The sequence below is a fragment of the Streptomyces sp. NPDC048290 genome, from assembly GCF_040652095.1.
Lineage (GTDB): Bacteria > Actinomycetota > Actinomycetes > Streptomycetales > Streptomycetaceae > Streptomyces.
In genome coordinates, this window is sequence record NZ_JBEZLM010000008.1 from 49,731 (window position 1) to 72,198 (window position 22,468).

General features: G+C 72.6%; 19 protein-coding genes and 1 pseudogene. 6 read left to right on the plus strand and 14 right to left on the minus strand.

Annotated elements, in window-relative coordinates; genetic code table 11:
- Positions 1-6: 6 nt before the first annotated feature.
- From AB0D49_RS15585 to glnA, 4 genes are all read right to left on the minus strand, one after another.
- Positions 7-591, minus strand: a complete 585-nt coding sequence (locus AB0D49_RS15585; protein ID WP_362757732.1) for a hypothetical protein — start codon at positions 589-591, stop codon at positions 7-9.
- Between the two features lie 2 nt (positions 592-593).
- On the minus strand, positions 594-1,517 hold the full coding sequence (gene htpX, locus AB0D49_RS15590; protein ID WP_362757088.1) for a zinc metalloprotease HtpX: 924 nt from the start codon (positions 1,515-1,517) through the stop codon (positions 594-596).
- A gap of 156 nt (positions 1,518-1,673) precedes the next feature.
- Positions 1,674-1,967, minus strand: a complete 294-nt coding sequence (locus tag AB0D49_RS15595; protein ID WP_362757734.1) for a hypothetical protein — start codon at positions 1,965-1,967, stop codon at positions 1,674-1,676.
- A gap of 154 nt (positions 1,968-2,121) precedes the next feature.
- Positions 2,122-3,531 carry a type I glutamate--ammonia ligase gene (gene glnA / locus AB0D49_RS15600; protein WP_362757091.1) on the minus strand — a complete coding sequence of 470 codons (1,410 nt, stop codon included), beginning with the start codon at positions 3,529-3,531 and terminating at the stop codon, positions 2,122-2,124.
- 210 nt (positions 3,532-3,741) lie between these two features.
- Between glnA and AB0D49_RS15605 the strand changes: the two genes are divergently transcribed.
- The 3 genes from AB0D49_RS15605 to AB0D49_RS15615 all read left to right on the plus strand — a co-directional run bounded on the left by AB0D49_RS15605 (position 3,742) and on the right by AB0D49_RS15615 (position 6,682).
- The gene (locus tag AB0D49_RS15605; protein ID WP_362757093.1) at positions 3,742-4,212 is read left to right on the plus strand and encodes an RDD family protein; all 471 of its coding nucleotides are present in this window, start codon (positions 3,742-3,744) and stop codon (positions 4,210-4,212) included.
- A gap of 590 nt (positions 4,213-4,802) precedes the next feature.
- A complete protein-coding gene (locus AB0D49_RS15610; RefSeq protein WP_362757096.1) occupies positions 4,803-5,978 on the plus strand; it encodes an acyl-CoA dehydrogenase family protein in 1,176 nt (391 codons plus the stop codon).
- A 122-nt stretch (positions 5,979-6,100) separates the two neighbouring features.
- Complete coding sequence (locus tag AB0D49_RS15615; protein ID WP_362757099.1) at positions 6,101-6,682, plus strand: flavin reductase family protein; 582 nt, start codon at positions 6,101-6,103, stop codon at positions 6,680-6,682.
- A gap of 25 nt (positions 6,683-6,707) precedes the next feature.
- Here AB0D49_RS15615 and AB0D49_RS15620 read toward each other — a convergent pair whose 3' ends face one another.
- From AB0D49_RS15620 to lipB, 4 genes are all read right to left on the minus strand, one after another.
- The gene (locus AB0D49_RS15620) at positions 6,708-7,412 is read right to left on the minus strand and encodes a DUF4191 domain-containing protein (RefSeq protein ID WP_362757102.1); all 705 of its coding nucleotides are present in this window, start codon (positions 7,410-7,412) and stop codon (positions 6,708-6,710) included.
- A gap of 81 nt (positions 7,413-7,493) precedes the next feature.
- Positions 7,494-7,694: a hypothetical protein gene (locus AB0D49_RS15625; protein WP_362757105.1), complete on the minus strand. Its 201-nt coding sequence runs from the start codon at positions 7,692-7,694 to the stop codon at positions 7,494-7,496.
- A 322-nt stretch (positions 7,695-8,016) separates the two neighbouring features.
- Positions 8,017-8,982: a lipoyl synthase gene (gene lipA / locus AB0D49_RS15630; protein ID WP_362757108.1), complete on the minus strand. Its 966-nt coding sequence runs from the start codon at positions 8,980-8,982 to the stop codon at positions 8,017-8,019.
- Between the two features lie 217 nt (positions 8,983-9,199).
- Positions 9,200-10,000, minus strand: coding sequence for a lipoyl(octanoyl) transferase LipB (gene lipB, locus AB0D49_RS15635; protein ID WP_362757111.1), 801 nt, complete (start codon positions 9,998-10,000; stop codon positions 9,200-9,202).
- Positions 10,001-10,258: 258 nt separating this feature from the next.
- Between lipB and AB0D49_RS15640 the strand changes: the two genes are divergently transcribed.
- Entirely contained in the window at positions 10,259-11,788 is a 1,530-nt protein-coding gene (locus AB0D49_RS15640; protein WP_362757114.1) for a regulator, read from the plus strand.
- A 439-nt stretch (positions 11,789-12,227) separates the two neighbouring features.
- On the opposite strand, the gene AB0D49_RS15645 is transcribed toward AB0D49_RS15640, so the two are convergent.
- Both AB0D49_RS15645 and AB0D49_RS15650 read right to left on the minus strand, forming a co-directional pair.
- On the minus strand, positions 12,228-13,589 hold the full coding sequence (locus tag AB0D49_RS15645; RefSeq protein ID WP_362757117.1) for an NAD(P)/FAD-dependent oxidoreductase: 1,362 nt from the start codon (positions 13,587-13,589) through the stop codon (positions 12,228-12,230).
- A 213-nt stretch (positions 13,590-13,802) separates the two neighbouring features.
- A complete protein-coding gene (locus AB0D49_RS15650; RefSeq protein ID WP_362757120.1) occupies positions 13,803-14,726 on the minus strand; it encodes a TIGR01777 family oxidoreductase in 924 nt (307 codons plus the stop codon).
- A gap of 71 nt (positions 14,727-14,797) precedes the next feature.
- Between AB0D49_RS15650 and AB0D49_RS15655 the strand changes: the two genes are divergently transcribed.
- On the plus strand, positions 14,798-15,286 hold the full coding sequence (locus AB0D49_RS15655; RefSeq protein WP_362757123.1) for a GNAT family N-acetyltransferase: 489 nt from the start codon (positions 14,798-14,800) through the stop codon (positions 15,284-15,286).
- 20 nt (positions 15,287-15,306) lie between these two features.
- On the opposite strand, the gene AB0D49_RS15660 is transcribed toward AB0D49_RS15655, so the two are convergent.
- Positions 15,307-16,491, minus strand: coding sequence for a MarP family serine protease (locus AB0D49_RS15660; protein WP_362757126.1), 1,185 nt, complete (start codon positions 16,489-16,491; stop codon positions 15,307-15,309).
- 409 nt (positions 16,492-16,900) lie between these two features.
- Between AB0D49_RS15660 and AB0D49_RS15665 the strand changes: the two are divergent.
- Positions 16,901-17,632, plus strand: a pseudogene (locus AB0D49_RS15665) (peptidoglycan recognition protein); the annotation flags it as partial.
- Positions 17,633-17,888: 256 nt separating this feature from the next.
- Here the strand turns inward: AB0D49_RS15665 and AB0D49_RS15670 are convergent.
- From AB0D49_RS15670 to aceE, 3 genes are all read right to left on the minus strand, one after another.
- Entirely contained in the window at positions 17,889-18,407 is a 519-nt protein-coding gene (locus AB0D49_RS15670) for a DUF4240 domain-containing protein (RefSeq protein WP_362757736.1), read from the minus strand.
- Positions 18,408-18,510: 103 nt separating this feature from the next.
- Complete coding sequence (locus AB0D49_RS15675; protein WP_362757130.1) at positions 18,511-19,491, minus strand: WYL domain-containing protein; 981 nt, start codon at positions 19,489-19,491, stop codon at positions 18,511-18,513.
- Between the two features lie 121 nt (positions 19,492-19,612).
- Entirely contained in the window at positions 19,613-22,318 is a 2,706-nt protein-coding gene (gene aceE, locus AB0D49_RS15680; RefSeq protein WP_362757133.1) for a pyruvate dehydrogenase (acetyl-transferring), homodimeric type, read from the minus strand.
- Between the last annotated feature and the right edge of the window lie 150 nt (positions 22,319-22,468).

Here is a 22,468-nt window from a genome sequence, read left to right on the forward strand (position 1 = left end):
CCGTCCTCAGAGCCCAGGTGCGCCCCACAGGGGAAACCAGCGGCCCAGGTCCTGTTCGACCCGGAGGTCGTCGGCGAGGACGCCCTTCATCTGGAGTTCCAGCGCGCTGTCACGCCGCTGTCCGCCGGGCAGCGGGGCGAAGGGATAGAAGGTGCCTCTCTTGTAGAGGTAGACCAGGGCGAGGGGGCGGCCGTCGGAGCCGCGCTCGAACCCGGCGAGCGAGCACAGCAGCTGGGGCCCGAAACCGTTGACCTCCATGGAGGTGTTCACCGCGTGCAGATCGTTCACCAGCTGCGGCAGGTCGTCCGGGGTGCGGCGGGAGACCAGCCACGAGTACCCGAAGTCGTCCCGCAGCAGCTCCACCGGGGACCCGGCCCGGTCGGCGTCCGCGTCCAGCAGCGCCTGCACCTCCCGGTGGGTCTGTTCGAACGCCTCGCCCTCCACGGTCGCGAAGCACACCGCGCCCCGCCCGGTCGGGGTGAACCCGGCGGCGGCCTCCAGGGTGACCGCCGCGGAGGGCAGGGCGAACAACTGGTCCAGATCGGGCTGGACCGGCTTGGTACGGCCCAGCAGGATGTCCAGCAGCCCCATGCTCACCTCGCGTTCCCGGGCAGCGCGGGCTCGCCCAGCTCGGCGGAGATCTGCGCCAACTGCTCCAGCCGCTTCTCCAGGCTCGGGTGCGTGGAGAACAGCCGGGCCAGACTGGGCTGGTCCTTGGCACCCAGCGCCGGCGTGAAGTAGAAGGCGTTGAACGCCTGGACCGTCCGCAGATCCTTGGTCGGGATACGGGCCAGATCGCCGTCCACCTTGGTGAGCGCGGCGGCCAGCGCGGAGGGCCGCCCGGTGAGCAGCGCCGCCGCCCGGTCCGCGGCCAGCTCCCGGTACCGGGACAGGGCCCGGATCAGCAGGAAGCTGAGCGCGTACACCGCCAGGGAGACGGCCATCACGGCCGCGAGGATCATCGCGGTGTTCTGGTCCCGGCGTCCGCCGAAGACCTGGGAGTAGAAGGCGAACCGGATCATCAGCCCGGCGATCACCCCGAGGAACGAGGCGATGGTGATCACCGCCACGTCCTTGTGCGCCACATGGGACAGCTCGTGCGCGAGGACGCCCTCCAGCTCGGCCTTGTCCAGGCGCCGCAGCAGCCCGCTGGTGACACACACCACCGCGTTGTCGGCGTTACGGCCGGTCGCGAAGGCGTTCGGCATGTCCAGCGAGGAGACGGCCACCGTCGGCTTCGGCATGTCGGCCATCGCACAGAGCCGGTCCACCACCGCATGCAACTCGGGATACTCCTCGCGCTCCACCACCCGGCCCCGCATCGCGAACAGCGCGATCCGGTCCGAGTACCAGAACTGCGCCAGCATCAGCCCGGCCACCACGACGACGACCAGGACCCACGACTTCAGCAGCACGATCAACGCGGCGACGAACGCCACGTACAGCAGTCCGAGCAGGAACAGCGTGACCGTCATCCGGACGGTCAGCCGCCGGTCACTGCGGAAGCGACTCTGCATTCTGCATCACCCCGCACTCCACCGAGGTCAGGCACTCGCCCCACCCTCCCAGTGTGCACCTGGCTGCCCCATACAACGGTCCCGATCACCCCAGGGACCTGCAAAGCCCGCGTTCACCCGAGATCAATAAGCCCGGCGTGAGCCCCCTCAGAACGCTCAGAACGGCGCCCGGAACCCGAAGTAGCCCAGCAGCAGGATCACGGTCACCAGCCCCCCGATCACCACGGCCACCGACCCCCACGGCGACCGCCGCACCGGCAGCCGCAGCCTCCTGCGCCGCCGCCCGCGCGGCTCCCCCCGGAACGGCACCGGTCCCGGCGGATTCTCCTTCCACCGCGCGGCCAGCATCCGGGCACGCGCCGACGGCTCCTTGTGCGCGGCCCCGGCCGCCCACCGGAAGTCGAACTCCTCCGGCTCCCGCTCCTGCCCGTCCCGCTCCGACTCGGCCATCTCCCGGTCCACCCCCGTGTCCGTATCCCACTCCAGGGCCGGTCGCGGCCCTGGAATAGAACATACGCCCGTGCCCCACCGCCGGGTACGACGATGGGGCACGGGCGTATCGGACCGTGATCAGCGGGCGGTCACTGCGGGGCCGCCCGGCCGGTCACACGTCGAAGTACAGCTCGAACTCGTGCGGGTGCGGGCGCAGCTGGAGCGGAGCGATCTCGTTGGCGCGCTTGAAGTCGATCCACGTCTCGATCAGGTCGGACGTGAAGACATCGCCCGCGAGCAGGAACTCGTGGTCGCGCTCCAGGGAGTCCAGTACCGCCGGGAGGGAGGTCGGGACCTGGGCCACGTTCGCGTGCTCCTCGGGAGCCAGCTCGTAGAGGTCCTTGTCGATCGGCTCGGCCGGCTCGATCTTGTTCTTGATGCCGTCCAGGCCCGCCAGGAGCAGCGCCGAGAAGGCGAGGTACGGGTTGCCGGAGGAGTCCGGGGCGCGGAACTCGACGCGCTTGGCCTTCGGGTTCGACCCGGTGATCGGGATACGCATCGCGGCCGAGCGGTTGCGCTGCGAGTACACCAGGTTGATCGGCGCCTCGAAGCCCGGCACCAGCCGGTGGTACGAGTTCACCGTCGGGTTGGTGAAGGCCAGCAGCGACGGGGCGTGCTTGAGGATGCCGCCGATGTAGTAGCGGGCCATGTCCGACAGGCCCGCGTACCCGGCCTCGTCGTAGAACAGCGGGTCGCCGTTCGACCACAGCGACTGGTGGACGTGCATGCCCGAGCCGTTGTCGCCGAAGATCGGCTTCGGCATGAAGGTCGCGGTCTTGCCGTTGCGCCAGGCCACGTTCTTCACGATGTACTTGAAGAGCTGGAGGTCGTCGGCCGCGGCCAGCAGGGTGTTGAACTTGTAGTTGATCTCCGCCTGACCGGCGGTGCCCACCTCGTGGTGCTGGCGCTCGACCTTGAGGCCGGCCCGGTCCAGCTCCAGGGAGATCTCGGCGCGCAGGTCGGCGAAGTGGTCGACCGGCGGGACCGGGAAGTAGCCGCCCTTGTAGCGGACCTTGTAGCCGCGGTTGTCCTCCAGCGCACCGGTGTTCCAGGCGCCCGCCTCGGAGTCGATGTGGTAGAAGGACTCGTTCGCCGAGGTGGCGAAGCGCACCGAGTCGAAGACGTAGAACTCGGCCTCGGGACCGAAGTACGCGGTGTCCGCGATCCCGGTCGACGCCAGGTACGCCTCCGCCTTCTTCGCCACGTTCCGCGGGTCACGGCTGTACTGCTCGCCGGTGATCGGGTCGTGGATGAAGAAGTTGATGTTGAGGGTCTTGTCCTTGCGGAACGGGTCCACCCGGGCCGTGGACAGGTCCGCGCGCAGCGCCATGTCCGACTCGTGGATGGCCTGGAAGCCCCGGATGGACGAGCCGTCGAACGCCAGCTCCTCGTCCGCGTCGAACGCCTCGACGGGAACGGTGAAGTGCTGCATGACGCCCGGCAGGTCGCAGAACCGGACGTCGACGAACTTGACGTCCTCGTCCGCGATGAACTTCTTGGCCTCGTCGGCGTTCTGGAACATCCAGCTCCTCCTACTCCCGACCGTCCCGCCGGGGTGGTTGCTCGTTCGTGCGGCCAGTGCGGTGGCACACGCTGGCCTCGACCCTAGGGAGGGGTGATTTCTCGGGCGTGACCCAATTGTTTCGCTGAAGTTAACCGGGCTCGGTTCCCCCATCGGTCCCGACACACCCCGGCGTACCCGTCCGATATGGGCGCCGAGTACCGTGGTCGGGTGGACAAGAGGCAAGCAATCGGATCATGGCTCTCCGGCCCGCGCGCTGCCATGGAGGACGCCGGGGCCGACTTCGGCTACCGCGGCGAGCAGCTCGGGCTCCCCGAGGAGGGCTCGGGTTCCCTGGCCCGTCCGGGGCGCCGCCTGGGCGCGCTGCTGGTGGACTGGGCCCTGTGCTTCTTGATCGCATACAGTCTCGTCACGGACGGCTACGACCAGCCCGCGACCAGTAACTGGACGCTGCTGATCTTCTTCGGCCTCGGTGTCCTCACCGTCGGAACCCTCGGCTTCACCCCCGGCAAGCGCCTTTTCGGCCTCCGGGTGGTCTCCCTCGCCACCGGTACCGTCCACCCCGGCCGTGCCGTGCTGCGCACGGCCCTGCTCTGCCTCGCCGTCCCCGCCCTGGTCTGGGACCGCGACGGCCGCGGCCTCCACGACCGCCTGGCCCAGACGGCGGAAGTCCGCATCTGACCGGCCCCGGCCCGACGTCACCAGCGCCGCCTGCTTGAGCCCGCCGGGCCCGTGACGATGGCCTGCGCTCCCGCCTGATGCCGGTCGGTGCCGCGCGTTGACGCGACCCCCGCCTGACGCCGGGGCCCGGCTCCCGCCTCCGGGCACGGGTCGGTGCCTCACTGTGGCGCGCCGCCTGCTGGAGACCGGCGGGTCCTACGGTGATGTGCCGCTGCCTGACGCGGGCGCCCTCCCGTCGTGGCGCGTCCCTGCCTGACGCGGGCGCCCTCCCGTCGTGGCGCGTCCCTGCCTGACGCGGGCGCCCTCCCCGTCGTGGCGCGTCCCTGCCTGACGTGGACGCCTCCCCGTCGTGGCGCTCCCGCCTCATGCCGGTCAGCCTCCGCGGACTGGCGTACCCCGGCCCGTGACGCCGGATGACCCGTCCGCCGAGCCCGCCCGCACACGGGGTCGCCGCCGTACCGCGCGGCGCCGGTGACCTGGCCCCCGTTGACGCCGGTCGGGTGACCGGTCGGCCGGTCATGGGGCGCGTCCCCGGTCGGCCCCGCCGCGCCCGCGACACTGCCCCCATCCGGCGTGGAGGTGGAGGACAGGTGTCGTACGACGGTCCGACGACGATCGTGCACAAGGCGGCCCAGGTCGCCGAGACCGCGGCGCGCTGCGCGGACGAGGCGGAGCGGGCCCGGCGGTTGTCGCCGGAGGTGGTGGACGCCGTACGGGAGGCCGGTTTCGCCCGGCATTTCGTGCCGGCCGCCTATGGCGGTGAGACCGGGTCCTTCACCGAGCTGACCCGGGCCGTCGCCGTCGTCGGCGCGGGATGTACGTCGGCCGGGTGGGCGGCCTCGCTCGCCGCGTACGCCGGGCGGTACGCCGCCTATCTGCCCGAGAAGGGGCAGACCGAGATCTGGGCGGACGGGCCGGACGCCCTGCTGGCCGCCGCGCTGATGCCGGCCGGCACGGTGCGGCGGGTCTCCGGCGGCTGGCGGCTGAGCGGCGAGTGGAAGTACATCAGCGGGGTGCACTGCGCGGACTGGGCGCTGGCCTGCGCCCCCGTCCCGGCCGACGGACCGGACGCCGCCGCCGGGTCCGGGGGACGGCCCCCGGTCCGGTACTTCGCCGTACCGCGCGCCGACTACACCGTGGCCGACAGCTGGAACCCGGTCGGTATGCGCGGCACCGGCAGTGACACCCTCGTCCTCGACGACGTCTTCGTGCCCGAGCACCGCACGCTCGCCCGTGCCGATGTGCACGAGGGACGGGCGCCCGCGTCCGACGCGCGCTGTCATCTCGTCCCGATGTACGCGGTGAACGCGCTCCCGTTCGCCGGGCCGCTGGTCGGGGCCGCGCGCGGGGCGCTGCGGGCGTGGACCGCGCGGACCGGGACCCGGGTGGACCGGCGCGGCCATGCCGTCGCGGAGCAGAGCGCCACCCAGGTCGTGCTGGCCCGCTCGGCAGCCGAGACCGACGCCGCCGAGCTGCTGCTGCACCGCACCGCCGCGGTCGCCGACGGCACCCTGACCCCGCCCGCCGCCGAGGCGGCCGTCCGTGGCCCCCGGGACCTGGCCCTCGCGGTGGAGCTGCTGGTCGGCGCGGTCGACCGGGTGTTCCGGGCGAGCGGCACCTCGGGGCAGGACCTCGCCGACCCCGTCCAGCGCTTCTGGCGGGACCTGAACAGCGCGGCCTCACATGTGGCGCTCTCCATGGAGACCACCGGCGCCGCCTACGGTGCCTGGGCACTGGCGGACGGGGCGGCGGAGCCCGTGCGGTGACCGGGTCCGGTTGCTGGCCGCTCCGCGCGGCTGCATAGTCGACCTGATGCCGGTGACGCTCTAGGGCGTCCCGCGGTCACGGACAGTGAGTCACCGGCGAGGCCGACAGGTGGTGCGCCGTCATGACGGACCAGCAGGACCGACCGAGTCAGCAGGACCGACAGGACCGACAGGACCGACCGAGCCAGCAGAGTCAGCAGCAGAGACAGCAGGACATCGTCATAGCCAGGCCCCCAGGGGCCTCCGACGCATTCCGGGCCGCGATGGCCCGCTTCCCGTCGGGTGTCGTGGTGGTCACCACCCGCTGTCCCGACGGCTCCCCACGAGGATTCACCGCCAGCTCCTTCTGCTCGGTGTCGCTGACACCGCCCATGATCCTGGTCTGTCTGGCGAACTCCGCCGACTCGGCGGCCTCCTTCGCCAGCTGCGACCACTTCGCGGTGAGCGTGCTCTCTCCCGTGCACCGGGGACTCGCGGTGCGGTTCGCCACCAAGGGCGCCGACAAGTTCGAGGGCGGCGGGCTGCGGCTCAGTCCGCGCGGACTGCCCACGGTGGAGCGGGCCCTGTCCGAGCTGGACTGTGTCCTGCACGCACGACACCCGGCCGGGGACCACATGGTCCTGATCGGCCGGGTGACGGAGGTGCGGTTGGGCGAGGGTTCGCCGATGGTCTACTACGACCGGTCGTTCCGGACGCTGGCATAGCCGCCCACGGGCGGCGAAGACCGCCTCAGCGGGTGCGGGGCGTACCGCCCTTGGGGAGCTTCATGCCCTTCGGCATCGGACCCTTGGGCAGCGGCATATTGCTCATCAGGTCGCCCATCGCGCGCAGCCGGTCGTTGGTGGCGGTCACCTGCGGGCCGGTCAGCACCCGGGGCAGCTTCAGCATGGTGGTGCGCAGCTTCTTCAGCTCCACCGCGCCCTCGCCGTTGCCCACGATCAGATCGTGCACCGGTACGTCGGCCACGACCCGGTTCATCTTCTTCTTCTCGGCGGCCAGCAGGCTCTTGACCCGGTTCGGGTTGCCCTCGGCGACCAGCACGATGCCGGCCTTGCCGACCGCCCGGTGCACCACGTCCTGGCTGCGGTTCATCGCCACCGCGGGGGTCGTGGACCAGCCCCGGCCGATGTTGTCGAGCACCGCCGCCGCCGCGCCCGGCTGGCCCTCCATCTGCCCGAAGGCCGCCCGCTCGGCCCGGCGCCCGAACACGATCGCCGTCGCGAGGAAGGCGAGCAGAAAGCCCAGGATGCCGAGATAGATGGGGTGACCGATCAAGAAACCGATCGCGAGGAAGACACCGAAGGTGACGATTCCGACAGCCGCGAGTACAAGACCGATCTTCTTGTCGGCCCTGCGGGTCATCTTGTAGGTCAGGGCGATCTGCTTCAGTCGCCCGGGGTTCGCGGCGTCCGCCGCGGTTTCCTTCCTCGCCATGCCACGAAGTCTACGTGGCTCCCGGGCCGCCTTCGACGGCGGTGCGGTCACGGGGCGGTCGCCCCGCGCGGCGGGGAGGGGTCAGGAGTGGGCGGTGAAGGTCTGGTCGAGGACGCGCTGCGCCTCGACCCGGTCCTTGGCGCGGCGCCGGTCCTCCAGGACGGAGGTCCAGGCATTGCGCCGGGCGGTGCGCTGGCCGCCGCTCATGAGTAGCGACTCGACGGCCCGCAGGGCGGTGGTGAAGGACGGAATCGCCGTGGCGCGGACGGGCGCGGCCTGCATGGTGGTGGTCCCCCTAGAAGGTTCCGGAACGGGAGGGTGTCAGCCGCACCCACCGCGCTCACTGCGTGGTGACTACAGCTGACTACAGCATCACTGCTCGGTGTTACCAGGACGTGACCGACCGGTCAAACACCGATGAAACCTTGATACGGGCCCCCCGAACGCTGACGCGGCCCTGACGTCCGCCCCCATCTGGGCGGACGGCCAGGGCCGCGTCGTACGGCGTTCTACCACCGGGTAGCCGCTTGTGCGCGAATTCACACGGTTCCGGCTCCGGCCGGTCGCCGCAACTCGTCGCGCCGGACCTCCGGGTGAGAGCCCGTCAGACGGCCTGTGCGGCGATGTACGTGCCGCGCTTCTCGACGGCCATCCGGTACAGCCGCCCGGCCCGGTAGGAGGAGCGGACCAGCGGGCCGGACATGACACCGGAGAAGCCGATCTCCTCGGCCTCCTGCTTCAGCTCCACGAACTCCTGCGGCTTGACCCAGCGCTCCACCGGGTGGTGGCGCACCGACGGACGCAGGTACTGGGTGATGGTGACCAGCTCGCAGCCCGCCTCGTGCAGCTGGCGCAGCGCGTCACTCACCTCCTCGCGGGTCTCGCCCATGCCGAGGATCAGATTGGACTTGGTCACCAGACCGAAGTCCCGGGCGGCCGTGATCACCTGGAGGGAGCGGTCGTAGCGGAAGCCGGGGCGGATGCGCTTGAAGATCCGCGGGACGGTCTCCACGTTGTGCGCGAAGACCTCCGGGCGGGACGAGAAGACCTCGGCGAGCTGCTCCGGTACGGCGTTGAAGTCGGGGGCGAGCAGTTCGACCTTGGTACGTCCGGCCTCGCGGTCGGCGGTCTGGGCGTGGATCTGGCGCACGGTCTCCGCGTACAGCCAGGCGCCGCCGTCCGCGAGGTCGTCGCGGGCGACGCCGGTGATGGTGGCGTAGTTCAGGTCCATCGTGACGACGGACTCGCCGACCCGGCGGGGCTCGTCCCGGTCCAGGGCCTCGGGCTTGCCGGTGTCGATCTGGCAGAAGTCGCAGCGCCGGGTGCACTGGTCGCCGCCGATGAGGAAGGTCGCCTCGCGGTCCTCCCAGCACTCGTAGATGTTGGGGCAGCCGGCTTCCTGGCAGACCGTGTGCAGACCCTCGCTCTTCACCAGGGCCTGCATCTTCGTGTACTCGGGGCCCATTTTCGCCCGGGTCTTGATCCACTCGGGCTTGCGCTCGATGGGGGTCTGGGCGTTGCGGACCTCCAGGCGCAGCATCTTGCGTCCGTCGGGTGAGACTGCGGACACGACCGGCTCCCTAGTCAATCGGTGGTACGGCGGTGATTCGGTGGTGCGGGACGGATCGGCGGGGTGTGCCGACCGCCCCGGCGGTACGGACACCGGTGCGGTGGTACGGCGGTGTTTCCATGCCGCCGCGCCGGATCTGTGGTACGGCGACTTTTCAGGGTACGCCCGTGGCCGTCCGGCCCCGTCCGCCCCTCGGGCAACGCCGGACCCTGGGGCGTTATGCCGCCGGGGTCCGTTCGATCTCGCGCGGTTTCGGCTCCGCGTGCTCCAGGACGTCCCGCAGATGGCGCTCGACCACCGGGGCGGCCTCCTCGACCGTCACGTCCCGGCCCAGCTCGCTCGCCAGCGACGCCACCCCGGCGTCCCGGATGCCGCACGGGATGATCCGGTCGAACCACTGGTTGTCGGGGTTCACGTTCAGGGCGAAGCCGTGCATGGTCACGCCCTTGGCGACCCGGATGCCGATGGCCGCGATCTTGCGGTCCTCGCGCCGCTGCCCGGCGTTGGAGGGCGCGTACTCCGGACCGTTCAGCCGGGCGTCGAACTCGTCGTCGGTCAGCCGGGGGTCGAAGTCCAGGGAGAGCCCGCCGAGCGCCGGGCGCCGCTCGACCGGGTCGCCGAGCACCCACACCCCGCTGCGGCCCTCGATCCGGGTGGTCTCCAGACCGAACTCCGCGCAGGTGCGGATCAGCGCCTCCTCCAGCCGCCGTACATGGGCGACCACGTCGACCGGGCGGGGCAGCTTCTGGATCGGGTAGCCGACCAGCTGGCCCGGACCGTGCCAGGTGATCTTGCCGCCGCGGTCCACATCGATGACCGGCGTCCCGTCCAGCGGCCGTTCGCTGTCCGCGGTACGCCGCCCCGCGGTGTACACCGGCGGATGCTCCAGGAGCAGTACGGTGTCGTCGATCTCGTCGGCGAACCGGGCCGCGTGCACCCGGCGCTGCTCGTCCCACGCCTCCTGGTACGCGACGGCGTCCGGGCCGAACCCCATCCGGACGAACCGCAATCCACTCACGGCAAGCGCCTCCCTCAGGCGATCCACGGGCCGTCCCCATGACAGGCACGTCCTGCGCTCACGCCACTGTACGTCCGCCCCCGTCCGCCCTCTGGGCGTCAGCTCTTGAGGCAATCCTCACACGATCGGATGAAAGCACGCGGAAGTGTGCGACCGGCTGGCTACGCTCCGCTACATTCGCGCCGTTCATGAGGCCATAAGGGCTGCTCACAGGCAATCCGGGCCCTTCGGCCCGGAAGGCAGGAGATCGCACCGCAGATGACGGATCGACCCGCGCAGCGCACCCCCAACCGTCAGCTCGCCGCGCTCATCGCAGAAGCGGGGTTCTCCAACGCAGGTCTCGCCCGTCGAGTGGACCAGCTCGGTCTCGAACACGGCCTGGACCTCAGATACGACAAGACGTCCGTCACCCGCTGGCTGCGCGGTCAGCAGCCCCGCGGCACCACGCCCGCGCTGATCGCCGAGGTCTTCACCCGCCGCCTCGGCCGTCGGCTCACCGCCCAGGACCTCGGCCTGGACGCCTGTGCGCCGGTCTACGCCGGGCTGGAGTTCGCGGGCAGCCCTGACGAGGCGGTCGACATCGTCGGCGGGCTGTGGCGCAAGGACTCCGGCAGCCATGCCGAGCTGCGCAAGATCGCGTTCACGGCGGCGGGGCTGGTCGTGCCCAGCCGGGACTGGCTGATCGGCAAGCCGGACGACCGGGTCGCCCGCGCGGATCAGCCGCCGGCGAGGGTCCCGGTACAGGCCCGTCCCGGGAGCGCCGGTGGTCTTGGCGCCCCTGGTGGCCTCGGTGGCTCTGGTGGCCCTGGTGGCACCGGGGGTCCTGGTAGCCCTGGGGCTCTCGGGGTGCCCAAGCAGCGGCCCCAGGCCGACCGCGGTCCCCGCCACAAGGTCACCGGCGGTGACATCGCCGCGCTCCGCTCGGTCGCCGATCTGTTCCGCGCGCTGGACAACATGTACGGCGGCGGTCATGCCCGGCAGGCCCTGGTCCGCTATCTGGAACACGAGTGCGAGCCGATGCTGCGCGGCACATACGGCGAGCAGACCGGGCGCCGGCTGTTCAGCGCCGCCGCCGATCTCACCCGGCTCGCGGGCTGGACGTCGTACGACATCGCCGCGCACGGGCTCGCCCAGCGGTACTTCGTCCAGGCGCTGCGGCTCGCGCAGGCGGCGGGGGACCGGGGGTACGGGTCGTACGTGCTGGTCACCATGAGCCGGCAGGCGGTGTATCTCGGGCATGGGCGGGAGGCCGTGCAGTTGGCGCGGGTCGCTCAGCAGGGGGTCGGCGGGGTGGCGCCGCCGGTGGTGCAGGCGCTGCTGCACGCGGCGGAGGCACGGGGGCACGGGGTGCTCGGCGAGGTACGGGCCTGTACGGCGTCGCTGGTGCGGGCCGAGCGGGCGCTGGAGGCGGCGCGGGCGGGGGACGAGGTGCCGCAGTGGGCGCGGTTCTTCGACGAGGGGCAGCTCGCGGACGAGCTGGGGCACTCGCACCGGGATCTTCAGCAGTTCCGGGCGGCGGCGCAGCACGCGGAGCGGGCGTTGCAGTTGCGGGGGCCCGGGTTCGCGCGGAGCCGGTTGTTCTGCCGGGTGGTGCTGGCCACCGCGCGGCTGGGGCTGGGGGAGTTGGACCAGGCGTGTCAGTTGGCGGCGGAGGCGGCGGGGCAGGCGGCGGAGATGCGGTCGGTTCGGGCGCTGGAGTATGTGAAGGACTTCGAGCGGCGGTTGGAGCCGTATAAGGATGCCGCGCCGGTTCGGGGGTATCGGGAGCGGGTGGCTTCTTTGGGGTAGGGGGTTGGGGGTGGGGTTGTGGTGTGGCTGACGGCCGGTGGGGCTTGATCGCGCAGTTCCTCCCCCAGAGGGGGTACCCCCAGCGCCCCTGGGGGGTGGTGGGTGGTGCGGTTGTCGTAGGGCTGGCGGTTGTGGGTGGCTGGTCGCGCAGTTCCCCGCGCCCCTAGGGGGTGTGCCTGGTCGGTGTTGGGGAGGGCTCCCAACCCAGGGGCGCGGGGAACTGCGCGACCAGCCCCCACCGGCCGGTAGTTCTATGACGACCGCATCACCCACCCCCTCAGGGGCGCGGGGAACTGCGCGGATGAGCCCCACCGGCCGGTAGTTCTATGACGACCGGACCACCCACTCCCTCAGGGGCGCTGGGGGTACCCCCTCTGGGGGAGGAACTGCGCGGTCAACCACCACCGGCCGTCAGCCGTATGACGACCCCCGGTGTCTCTTACGCGGCGCGCGCCGTGGGGGTCGGGTTCGCCGCGTGGAGGGGGCCGCACAGGTCGGAGACGATCGCCGCCGCCGCTCGGCGGCCCGAGTGCAGCGCGCCCTGGACCGTGCTCGTGTCGCGGTGGTCGCCGCAGACGTACAGGCCCGCCATCACCCGGACCGGGCGGCGCAGATCGTGGGGGGCGCGCATCGCCGGGACGGCCTCCGCGGTGTGGTGCACCGCCAGGGTCTCCCAGCGCCGGGTCGAGACTCCGTACAGGCGGGAGAGGTGTGACCGTACCGAGGTGTCCAGATCGGGCGGTGGGGCGCCCAGGACCGTCGAGGACACCAGTGCCCGGCCCTGCGGTGCCCGGGTCGGGTCCACCGTGCTGACCACCGCCGTGTGCGCCACCGGGCCGCCCCGGTCGGCGTCCAGCAGCAGCGCGGTCCCGGTGCGGGGCGGGTCGTCGGTGGTGTGGTGCACCACCGTCACCGGGTGGAAGTCCGGCACCCGCAGCCCCGGCAGCAGCTCCGCGGCGCTGCGCGCGTCCGTCGCCAGCAGTACCGCCCGGCACCGGAACTCGCCGTGTTCCGCCGTGGTGACGGAGGTCGTGGAGACGGCGGTGGCCCGTACCCCGGTGTGCAGGGTGCCCGGGGGGAGGGTCCGGGCCAGGAGTTCCGGCAGGGCCTCCGCGCCCCCCTCCGGGAGACAGAGCCGCCCCGCCGCGAAGGCCCGCAGCGCCAGATCCGCGCACCGGCTTGACGTGGTCAGCTCCGGGTCGCACAGCAGCGCGGCCAGCAGCGGACGCAGAAAGCCGTCGATGGTGCGGGCGGGCAGCCCACGGGCGGCGAGGGCCTGTCCGGCGGGCGCCTCGGGCCGGGCCAGCACCCGCTCCACGGGCGTCGAGGCCAGCCGGGCGAGCGCGGTGCGCAGCCGGGCGTGGTCGATGGCGGTGCCCAGCGGACGGGGCGCGGCCGACTGGGACCAGGACAGCTGAGGGGGACGCGGAAGCGGCGGGGCGCTCGCCAGGGCGCGTACCGCGTGAAGTGCGCCCCTCGCGCTCCCTACGCTCGCCGGAGTGCCCGTCCGGTGCAGCCGTCCGTCGCTGTGCAGCAGCACGCCCGGGGCGAACGGCCGGAGCACCAGACCGTCCAGGCCCGGCGTGCGGCGCAGCTCCGGGAACGCGGTGGACAGGAGCTGGCCGATGCGGTCCAGCCGGAACCCGTCGACCTTCTCGGTCACCATGCGGCCACCGACCCATGGGGCGGCCTCCAGTACGGCGGTCGTCACTCCTGCGCTGGTGAGTCGGTGCGCGGCCGAGAGCCCGGCGACCCCGGCTCCCACCACGACGACATCCGCCTGATACGCGGGCTGAAGCACGTGCCCCTCCCTGAGGTCGCTCGGCCGGTGGAGACCTCATGCCCCCCATGGCCGCCGGGAATACCCGAGTTCAGGTCGAGGTTAGGCAGCGGCTGACGTTCGGTCAGTCGCGCACGCACAGGGTCACGGTCGCACGAAGGTGGCATACGGCAGACCGTGCGGTCGGTACGGCGCACGGCCCCCGCGGGCGCCGCACCGCCCGCTCCCCGCGCGCTACAACGCGGCCCGCAGCGCGTCCTCGATGCCCGGGAACGCGAACACGAACCCCGACTCCAGCAGCCGCTTCGGCACCACCCGCTGGCTGCCCAGGACGTCACCGGACATCTCGCCGAGCACCGCCCGCAGCACGGGCGCGGGCACGGCGCACAGGGTCGGACGGCGCAGCACCCGGCCCATCGCCGCGGTGATCTCACGGTTCGTCAGCGGCTCGGGGGCGGTGAGGTTGAAGGGGCCGGACAGGTCCGCGCGGTCCAGGAGGTGCCGGATCGCCGCCACCTCGTCGTGCAGGGCGATGTACGACCAGTACTGGCGGCCGTCCCCGAGCCGCCCGCCCAGGCCCGCCTTGAACAGCGGGAACAGCCGGGCCCACGCCCCGCCGTCCCGGGCCACCACCAGACCCGTGCGGACGAACACCGTCCGGATCCCGGCCCGTGCCGCCGGGGCCGCCGCGCCCTCCCAGGCCACGCACAGCTCCGGCAGGAACCCCGTCCCGGCGGGCGCGCTCTCGTCCACCGCACGGTCGCCGGTCGGACCGTAGTAGCCCATCGCGCTGCCGTTGACGAACACCCGGGGCGGGGTGTCCAGCGCCGCCACCGCCTCGGCCAGCGCCCTCGTGCCCTCGACCCGGCCCGCGCGCAGCCGCTCCTTGTACGCCGGGGTCCAGCGCCGGTCGCCCACCCCGGCACCGGCCAGGTTCACCACCGCCGTACAGCCCTCAAGGCCCGCCGCGTCGACCCGGCCCGCCTCGGGGTCCCAGCGGACCTCGTCCGCGCCGCGCGGCTCGCGCCGCACCAGCCGTACCACCAGGTGGCCGTCGGCGGTCAGCGAGCGGGTCAGCGCGCCACCGATCAGACCGGACGCACCGGCCACCGCGACCCGCTGACGTTCCCCGCGCTCCGTGCGTTCCGTGCGCTCCATGCGTGCATTCTCCTCACGGCGGTGGGAAAACCGCGGGTCCGGTGGGGCGTACGAGTCGTACAGTGACCCGCATGCCCGCACCGCTCATACGCCATGCCACGCCGGACGACGAACCCGCGCTCGTCCGGCTCGACCGGGACAGCTGGTCCCCGCTGCACGCGGTGAGCCCGCGTCCCGAGGCCGACCAGCCCTTCTTCGGCAAGCGCAGCGGACCCCTCGACCACTTCGTCGCCGAGATCGACGGACGGGTCGTCGGCTATGTCCGGCTCGGCTTCCCGACCGAGCTGGCCTCCAACACCCATGTCCGGCAGATCCGCGGTCTCGCCGTCGCCGAGGAGGCCAGGGGACACGGCGTCGGGCGGGCGCTGGTGCGGGCCGCCGTGGCGGAGGCGCGCGAGCGGGGCGCCCGCCGGATCACCCTGCGCGTCCTCGGCCACAACACCACCGCCCGCGCGCTCTACGCGTCCGAGGGGTTCGTGGTGGAGGGCGTCCAGCCCGAGGAGTTCCACCTCGACGGGGCGTACGTCGACGATGTGCTGATGGGACGTCCGCTGCCCTAGCGCACCTCGCCGACCCCGTCCTACGTCGTCACCAGCGGGCCCGTGTCCACCGGGGTCGTCGCGTCCGCCGCGCGCTCGGCGTCCGGTGAGACCTCCGCCGCCGTCAGCACATAGCCGGTCTGCGGGTCGGAGGTGGAGCGGGCGAAGACCACGCCGTACACCCGGCCGTCGGTGGTCAGCAGCGGGCCGCCGGAGTTGCCCGGCCGGACCGTGGAGCGGATCGAGTAGATCTCCCGGGTCACCGACGCGTCGCTGTAGATGTTCTGCCCGCGCGCGTCCACCCGGTTCGCCACCGTCGCCGCCTGGAGGTCAAGACCGCCGTCCTGCGGATATCCGGCGACCACCGCCGCGTCCCCGCGCCCCGCGCTGTCGTCGAAGGACAGCACCGGCGCGGTCAGCCCCGGCACGTACAGCACCGCCACGTCCTTGTCCGGGTCGAACAGCACCACCCGCGCCTCGTACGCCCGCCCGACCCCGCCGACCCGGACCGTCGGGGCGTCGATCCCGGCCACCACATGGGCGTTGGTCATCACCCGCTCCCGCGCGTACACGAACCCGCTGCCCTCGCGGCCCTGGTCGCCGACGACGCCCTCCACCTTCACCGAGCTGCGCTGGGCCGCCCGGGTGGCCGCCGCCGTGACACTGTCGCCGGACGGCTCGGCCACCTCGGCCGTCGACTCGTTCTCGAAGGGGTTGAAGACCTGCGGGAAACCCGCCTCGGCCAGCGCCGACGTGGCCCCCGAGAACCAGGACGGGGTGGTGTCCGGCATCACGTCCTGGACCGTGCCCAGCAGCCGGGAGTCCCGGATCGCCGTGGTCAGCAGCGGCGACGACGAGGCCGCCAGCACACTCGCCGCGACCCAGGCGACGATCAGCACCGCCGCCGAGTTGGCGACCGCGCCGCCCACCCCGTCGGCCACCCGCAGCGGGCCCCGGTCCAGTTCGTGCCGGACCCGCAGGGCCAGCCGGCCGGCCAGCTCATGGCCCGCCACGGCGGGCACCAGCACCGTACACACCGCGGTCACCGTGGCCGCCGTCGTGCCCGGCGAGACCAGGTCCATCACCCACGGGAGAATCCAGACGCCGATCGCCGCGCCGCCCACGAAACCGGCCAGCGAGACACAGCCCGCCACCAGCCCTCTGCGGTACCCCGAGCCCGCGTACACCACGATCACCACAAGCAGCAGAATGTCGAGCAGGTCCACGGATGCCGCCCTTCTCTCGGCCGTGCGCACCCATTCCATACGCGCGACGCGGGCTCAGTGATCAGCGCCGCCCGGAATCGTCCGGACACCGTCTGTACCGCGGGAAACGCCGCGGACCGGGACGATGGTTCCACCAGGTGGCACAGCACACATCGCGGACCGTCCGGCGGGCACCGAGAGTGGGATCATGCGTGCCCCCTCCTGGCGCAACGCCGTACCCGGCGTCGTGCGGCGCTCCCGTGACCTGTCACGCCGTGCCCGGGACGCCGTACGGCGCTCGCGCGACGACCTACGGCGCGCCCGGCTCGCCGTGCGCCGGTACCGCGACCGGCGCCCGCCCTTCCCCCGCCCGCCCCGCCTCCCGCGCCCCCACTGGCTCCCGTCCGCCCCGCTGCCCCGCGCCGCCGTCCTGACCCTGGCCTGTCTGCCCGGGATCGCCGCCGCCACGGTGCTCGGACTCTGCGCGGCGGGCGTCGACCGGCACACCGCCACCGAGGCCGTGCGCAAGCTCGCCGCCCGGCCCGCCGCACACGGCGCCCCCCGGCCGTCGATCCTGCCCCGCTCCGCCTGGCTGGCGGCGGCCGAAGCCCCCGGACGGCCCACACCGCGCTACGACGACAAGGTCGTCGCCGTCTTCGTGCACCACACCGACTCGCCCAACGGCTACGACTGCGCCGACACCCCGGGCATCATCCGCTCGCTGTCCGCCGGACAGACCGGCGCCCGCGACTGGGACGACATCGGCTACAACTTCCTCGTCGACCGCTGCGGCGTCATCTACGAGGGCCGCGCGGGCGGCATCACCCGGCCCGTCACCGGCGCCCACACCCAGGGCTTCAACCACCGCACCGCCGGGATCGCCGCGATCGGCACCTTCACCACGGGCGCCGAGGTCCCCCAGGTGATGACCGACGCCATCGCCGCGCTGACCGGCTGGAAACTGGGGCTCGCCGACGCCGACCCGCGCGGCCAGGTCAGACTGACCTCCAGCAACAGCCTCAGCCGGTACGCCGAAGGCAGCACCGCGCTGTTCCCGGCGGTCGCGGGCCACGACGACGGCTATATGACCACCTGCCCCGGCGCCGCGCTGACCGCCCGGCTGCCGGAGATCCGGGAACGCGCGGCCCGGCTCCAGGGCCGCACCCCCACCCCGGGCCTCCGGCTCGACCAGCCGACGACGGAGGAGTCGGGACCGGGGGCCGAGCGGGGAGCGGTCGCTGTGCCCAGCGCCCCGGTGTCCGCCACGCCCTCGTCCCCGTACCCGTCCCCGACGCCGCCCCAGGGCGCCGCCCTCCTGCGCCCCGCGCCGGGAACCGCTTCGCCCGACGCCCGGGGAACGACGGACCCGGGAACCCCGCCCGTCCACCCCGGCCTGCTGCTCCGCCCCGTCGCCCCGACTACTCCTTGAACCGGTCCCACAGCCGTGGATACCGCTCCGCGAGCACCCGCTCGTTCTCGAAGTCCAGCGGGGCGCCCTCCGGCTCGGCGGGCGCCGGGGCGATCCCGAGGTCCGGCGCGACCGTGCCGGTGAGCTGCTCGTACGCCTCGTCCGCCGCGTACCCCAGCTCCTCCCCGTCGCCGTCGATCTCCTCGTCGAAGTCGTCCAGCAGATCGGCGAGCGCGTCCGGGTCGTGCAGGGCGCCCTCGTACACCTCGCGGCCCTGGCCGATCAGCCAGCAGCGGAAGAAGTCGAAGGCGTCGTCGCTGACCCCGTCCAGCAGCACCCAGGCGGCGCCCCACAGATCCCAGCGGTACGCGCGGTTGTAGCGGGCCTCGAAGTGACGGGCGAAGTCCAGCACCATGTCCGGGTCCAGCTGGAGCAGCCGGTCGACCAGCAGATCGGCCTGCTCCTCGGGGTCGCCCTCGGCGTCCTCCCGGGTGGCGTCGACCAGCTCCCAGAACTCCGTCTCGTCCATCACGCCACCAGCATCGGGCCTGCGCCGGGCCGCCGCACGCGGAGTACGGCGGATCGTCGTCCCCGCGGCCCCGCCGCGGCCCCGGCTCCGCCCCTCTGCCCGGTCACCCGGCGCCCGCCCGGTACAGCGCCGCCTGCCGTCTGGCGTCCTTGGCGAACCGTTTGCGCAGGGTCGCCGGGGCCAGCACCTCCGCCTCCGGGCCAAGCGCCGTCAGCTGGGTGTGGGCGACCTCCTCGGACTCGACCCGCAGCGTGACCGTGGCCCAGCCCCGGGCGTCCGGCTCCGCCGCCCGCAGCGCCTCCCGCGCGGACACCGGGTCCACGGCGTGCGGCAGCCTGCGCAGCCCGTCCCGCGACAGCCGGACGACGACCTCCGCGCGCAGCAGCGAACGGGCGAACCGCAGCGCCTGCTCCGCCCAGAAACCCGGCAGATCGAACCCCTCGTCCCGGCTGAACCGCTTCTCCCCGGGCTCCACCGCCGAGAACCGGTCGATCCGGTACGTCCGGAAGTCCCCGCCGTCCACGACCCGCGCGCACAGGTACCAGACCCCGGCCTTCAGCACCAGCCCGTACGGCTCCAGCAGCCGCTCCACCTCGCCGTCCCCGCGCCGGTAGCGGGCGGTGACCGGCCGGTCGTCCCAGACCGCGTCGGCGACCGCGGGCAGCAGCGCGGGCGTCGGGGGCTCGCTGAACCAGTTCGGCGCGTCCAGATGGAAGCGCTGCGCCGCCGTACGCGAGGCGTCCCGCAGGGACGGCAGCAGCGCCGCCGACACCTTCAGCCGGGCCGCCGACGCCGCGTCCTCCAGCCCCATCTCACGCAGCGCGCCCGGCACGCCCGACAGGAACAGCGCCTCGGCCTCGCCGCGGGCCAGCCCCGTCAGCCGGGTGCGGTAGCCGCCGATCAGCCGGTAGCCGCCGGTGCGGCCGCGGTCCGCGTAGACCGGGACGCCCGCCTCCGACAGCGCCTGCGCGTCCCGGGTCACGGTCCGCTCCGACACCTCCAGCTCCCGCGCCAGCTCGGCGGCGGTCATCGACGGGCGGGACTGGAGCAGCAGAACCATCTTGATGAGCCGGGCAGCACGCATGTCCCCCATGATGCCGGGCGGGTCGGACAGCGACGGCGGCGGCGAGAACAAAGGAAGAAAGGGGAAAGGGAAGAAGGGGCGCGCCGACCGGCGTGCCCCTTCTTCCCCGTACCTCGGCTGGTTACAGCCCGTACCGCTCCCGCGCTTCCTTCACCGCCGTCGCCGGGACCTCGCCACGGCGGGCCAGCTGGGCCAGCGCGGCCACCACGATCGACTCGGCGTCCACCCCGAAGTGGCGGCGGGCCGCGTCCCGGGTGTCGGACAGACCGAAGCCGTCGGCGCCCAGCGAGGTGTAGTCCTGCTCGACCCACTGCGCGATCTGGTCGGGCACCTGGCGCATGTAGTCGGACACCGCCAGCACCGGGCCCTCGGCGCCCTGGAGCGCCTGGCGTACGTACGGCACCCGCTCCTCGCCGCGCAGCAGCGCCGCGTCGGCCTCCAGCGCGTCCCGGCGCAGCTCGGTCCAGGAGGTCGCCGACCACACGTCCGCGGCCACGCCCCACTCCTCGGCGAGCAGCTTCTGCGCCGTCAGCGCCCAGTGGATCGCCGTACCGGAGCCGAGCAGCTGGATGCGGGGGCCGCTGACGGCCGCCACGTTCAGCCCCGCCGACTCCGCCGTGTTGAAGCGGTACAGGCCCTTGACGATGCCCTCGTCGATACCGAGCCCGGCGGGCTTCGCGGGCTGCGGCAGCGGCTCGTTGTAGACCGTCAGGTAGTAGAAGACGTCCTGGTCCTCGCCGGGCGCCGCCTCGCCGTACATCCGGCGCAGACCGTCCCGGACGATCACCGCGATCTCGTAGGCGAACGCGGGGTCGTAGGAGAGCGCCGCCGGGTTGGTGGAGGCGATCAGCGGGGAGTGGCCGTCGGCGTGCTGGAGGCCCTCGCCGGTCAGCGTCGTACGGCCCGCGGTGGCGCCGACCAGGAAGCCGCGGCCGAGCTGGTCGCCGAGCTGCCACATCTGGTCGGCCGTGCGCTGCCAGCCGAACATCGAGTAGAAGATGTAGAACGGGATCATCGGCTCGCCGTGCGTGGCGTACGCGCTGGACGCGGCGATGAAGTCGGCCATCGAACCGGCCTCGGTGATCCCCTCGTTGAGGATCTGCCCGTTCGTGGCCTCCTTGTAGTACATCAGCTGGTCACGGTCGACCGGCTCGTACGTCTGGCCCTTGGGGGAGTAGATCCCGAGCGACGGGAACAGCGACTCCATGCCGAAGGTGCGGGCCTCGTCGGGCACGATCGGCACCCAGCGCTTCCCGGTCTCCTTGTCCCGCACCAGGTCCTTCACCAGCCGGACGAAGGCCATGGTGGTCGCCACGTTCTGGGTGCCCGAGCCCTTGTCGAAGGAGGCGAACGCCTTCTCGGCGGGGGCGGGCAGCGGGGCCAGCGGATGCGTACGGCGAGCCGGGGCCGGGCCGCCGAGGGCCGCGCGGCGCTCCTGGAGGTAGCGCACCTCGGGGGAGTCGGCGCCCGGGTGGCCGTAGGGCACCTGGCCGTCGGCGAAGGCGGAGTCCGGGATCGGCAGCTCCAGCAGGTCCCGCATCGCCTTGAACTCGTCCACCGACAGCTTCTTCATCTGGTGGTTGGCGTTCTTCGACGCGAAGCCGGAGCCCAGGGTGTGGCCCTTGACGGTCTGCGCCAGGATCACCGTCGGCGCGCCCTTGAACTCCACCGCCGCCTTGTAGGCCGCGTACACCTTGCGGGCCTCGTGGCCGCCGCGGGAGAGGTGGAAGCACTCCAGGATCTTGTCGTCGCTCAGCAGCTTCGCCAGCTCCACGAGCGCCGGGTCCTTGCCGAAGAAGTCCTGCCGGATGTAGGCCGCGTCCCGCGTCTGGTACGTCTGCACCTGGGCGTCCGGCACCTCACGCAGCCGGCGGACCAGCGCGCCCGTGGTGTCGAGCGCGAACAGCTCGTCCCAGGCGGTGCCCCACAGCGTCTTGATCACATTCCAGCCGGCGCCGCGGAACTGGGCCTCCAGCTCCTGCACGATCTTGAAGTTGGCGCGGACCGGGCCGTCGAGGCGCTGGAGGTTGCAGTTGATGACGAAGGTGAGGTTGTCCAGCTCCTCACGGGCCGCCAGCGCGAGCGCCGCCGTGGACTCCGGCTCGTCCATCTCGCCGTCGCCGAGGAACGCCCATACGTGCGACGCCGAGACGTCCTTGATGGCGCGGTTCGTGAGATAGCGGTTGAAGCGTGCCTGGTAGATCGCGGAGAGCGGGCCGAGGCCCATGCTCACCGTGGGGAACTCCCACAGCCAGGGCAGCCGCCGCGGGTGCGGGTAGGACGGCAGACCGCTGCCGCCCGACTCCTGGCGGAAGTGGTCGAGGTGCTGCTCGGAGAGCCGGCCGTCGAGGAAGGCGCGGGCGTAGATCCCGGGGGAGGCGTGGCCCTGGATGTAGAGCTGGTCGCCGGAGCCGTCGCCCTCCTTCCCGTGGAAGAAGTGATTGAAGCCGGTCTCGTAGAGCCAGGCCGCGGAGGCGAAGGTGGCGATGTGGCCGCCGACGCCGTACTTGCTGCCCCGGCTCACCATCGCCGCCGCGTTCCAGCGGTTCCAGGCGGTGATCCGGGCCTCCAGCGCCTCGTCACCGGGCACGTTCGGCTCGGTGGGCGTGGGGATGGTGTTGACGTAGTCCGTTTCGAGGAGCTTCGGCAGTGCGATGCCGGCGCCCTCCGCGCGCTCCAGGGTGCGGCGCATCAGGTAGGCCGCACGGTGCGGGCCGGCAGCCTTGGCGACGGCGTCCAGCGAAGCCTGCCACTCGGCGGTCTCCTCCGGGTCCCGGTCGGGGAGCTGGTCGAGCGCGCTCGGCTGGATGGCGTAGGGGTCGGTCATGTCGCCGCCTTCCTCAGTCGAAGGGGGTTCCCTCATCGGTAAGGGTTCGGGGGTGCCCTTGGTCTTTGGCAGGACAGGGCGTGAGGCTCTGGTGGAAGCCCAGCGTGACTCTAACTCCCTGATCGATGATCGATCAAAGGGTTCAGGGGC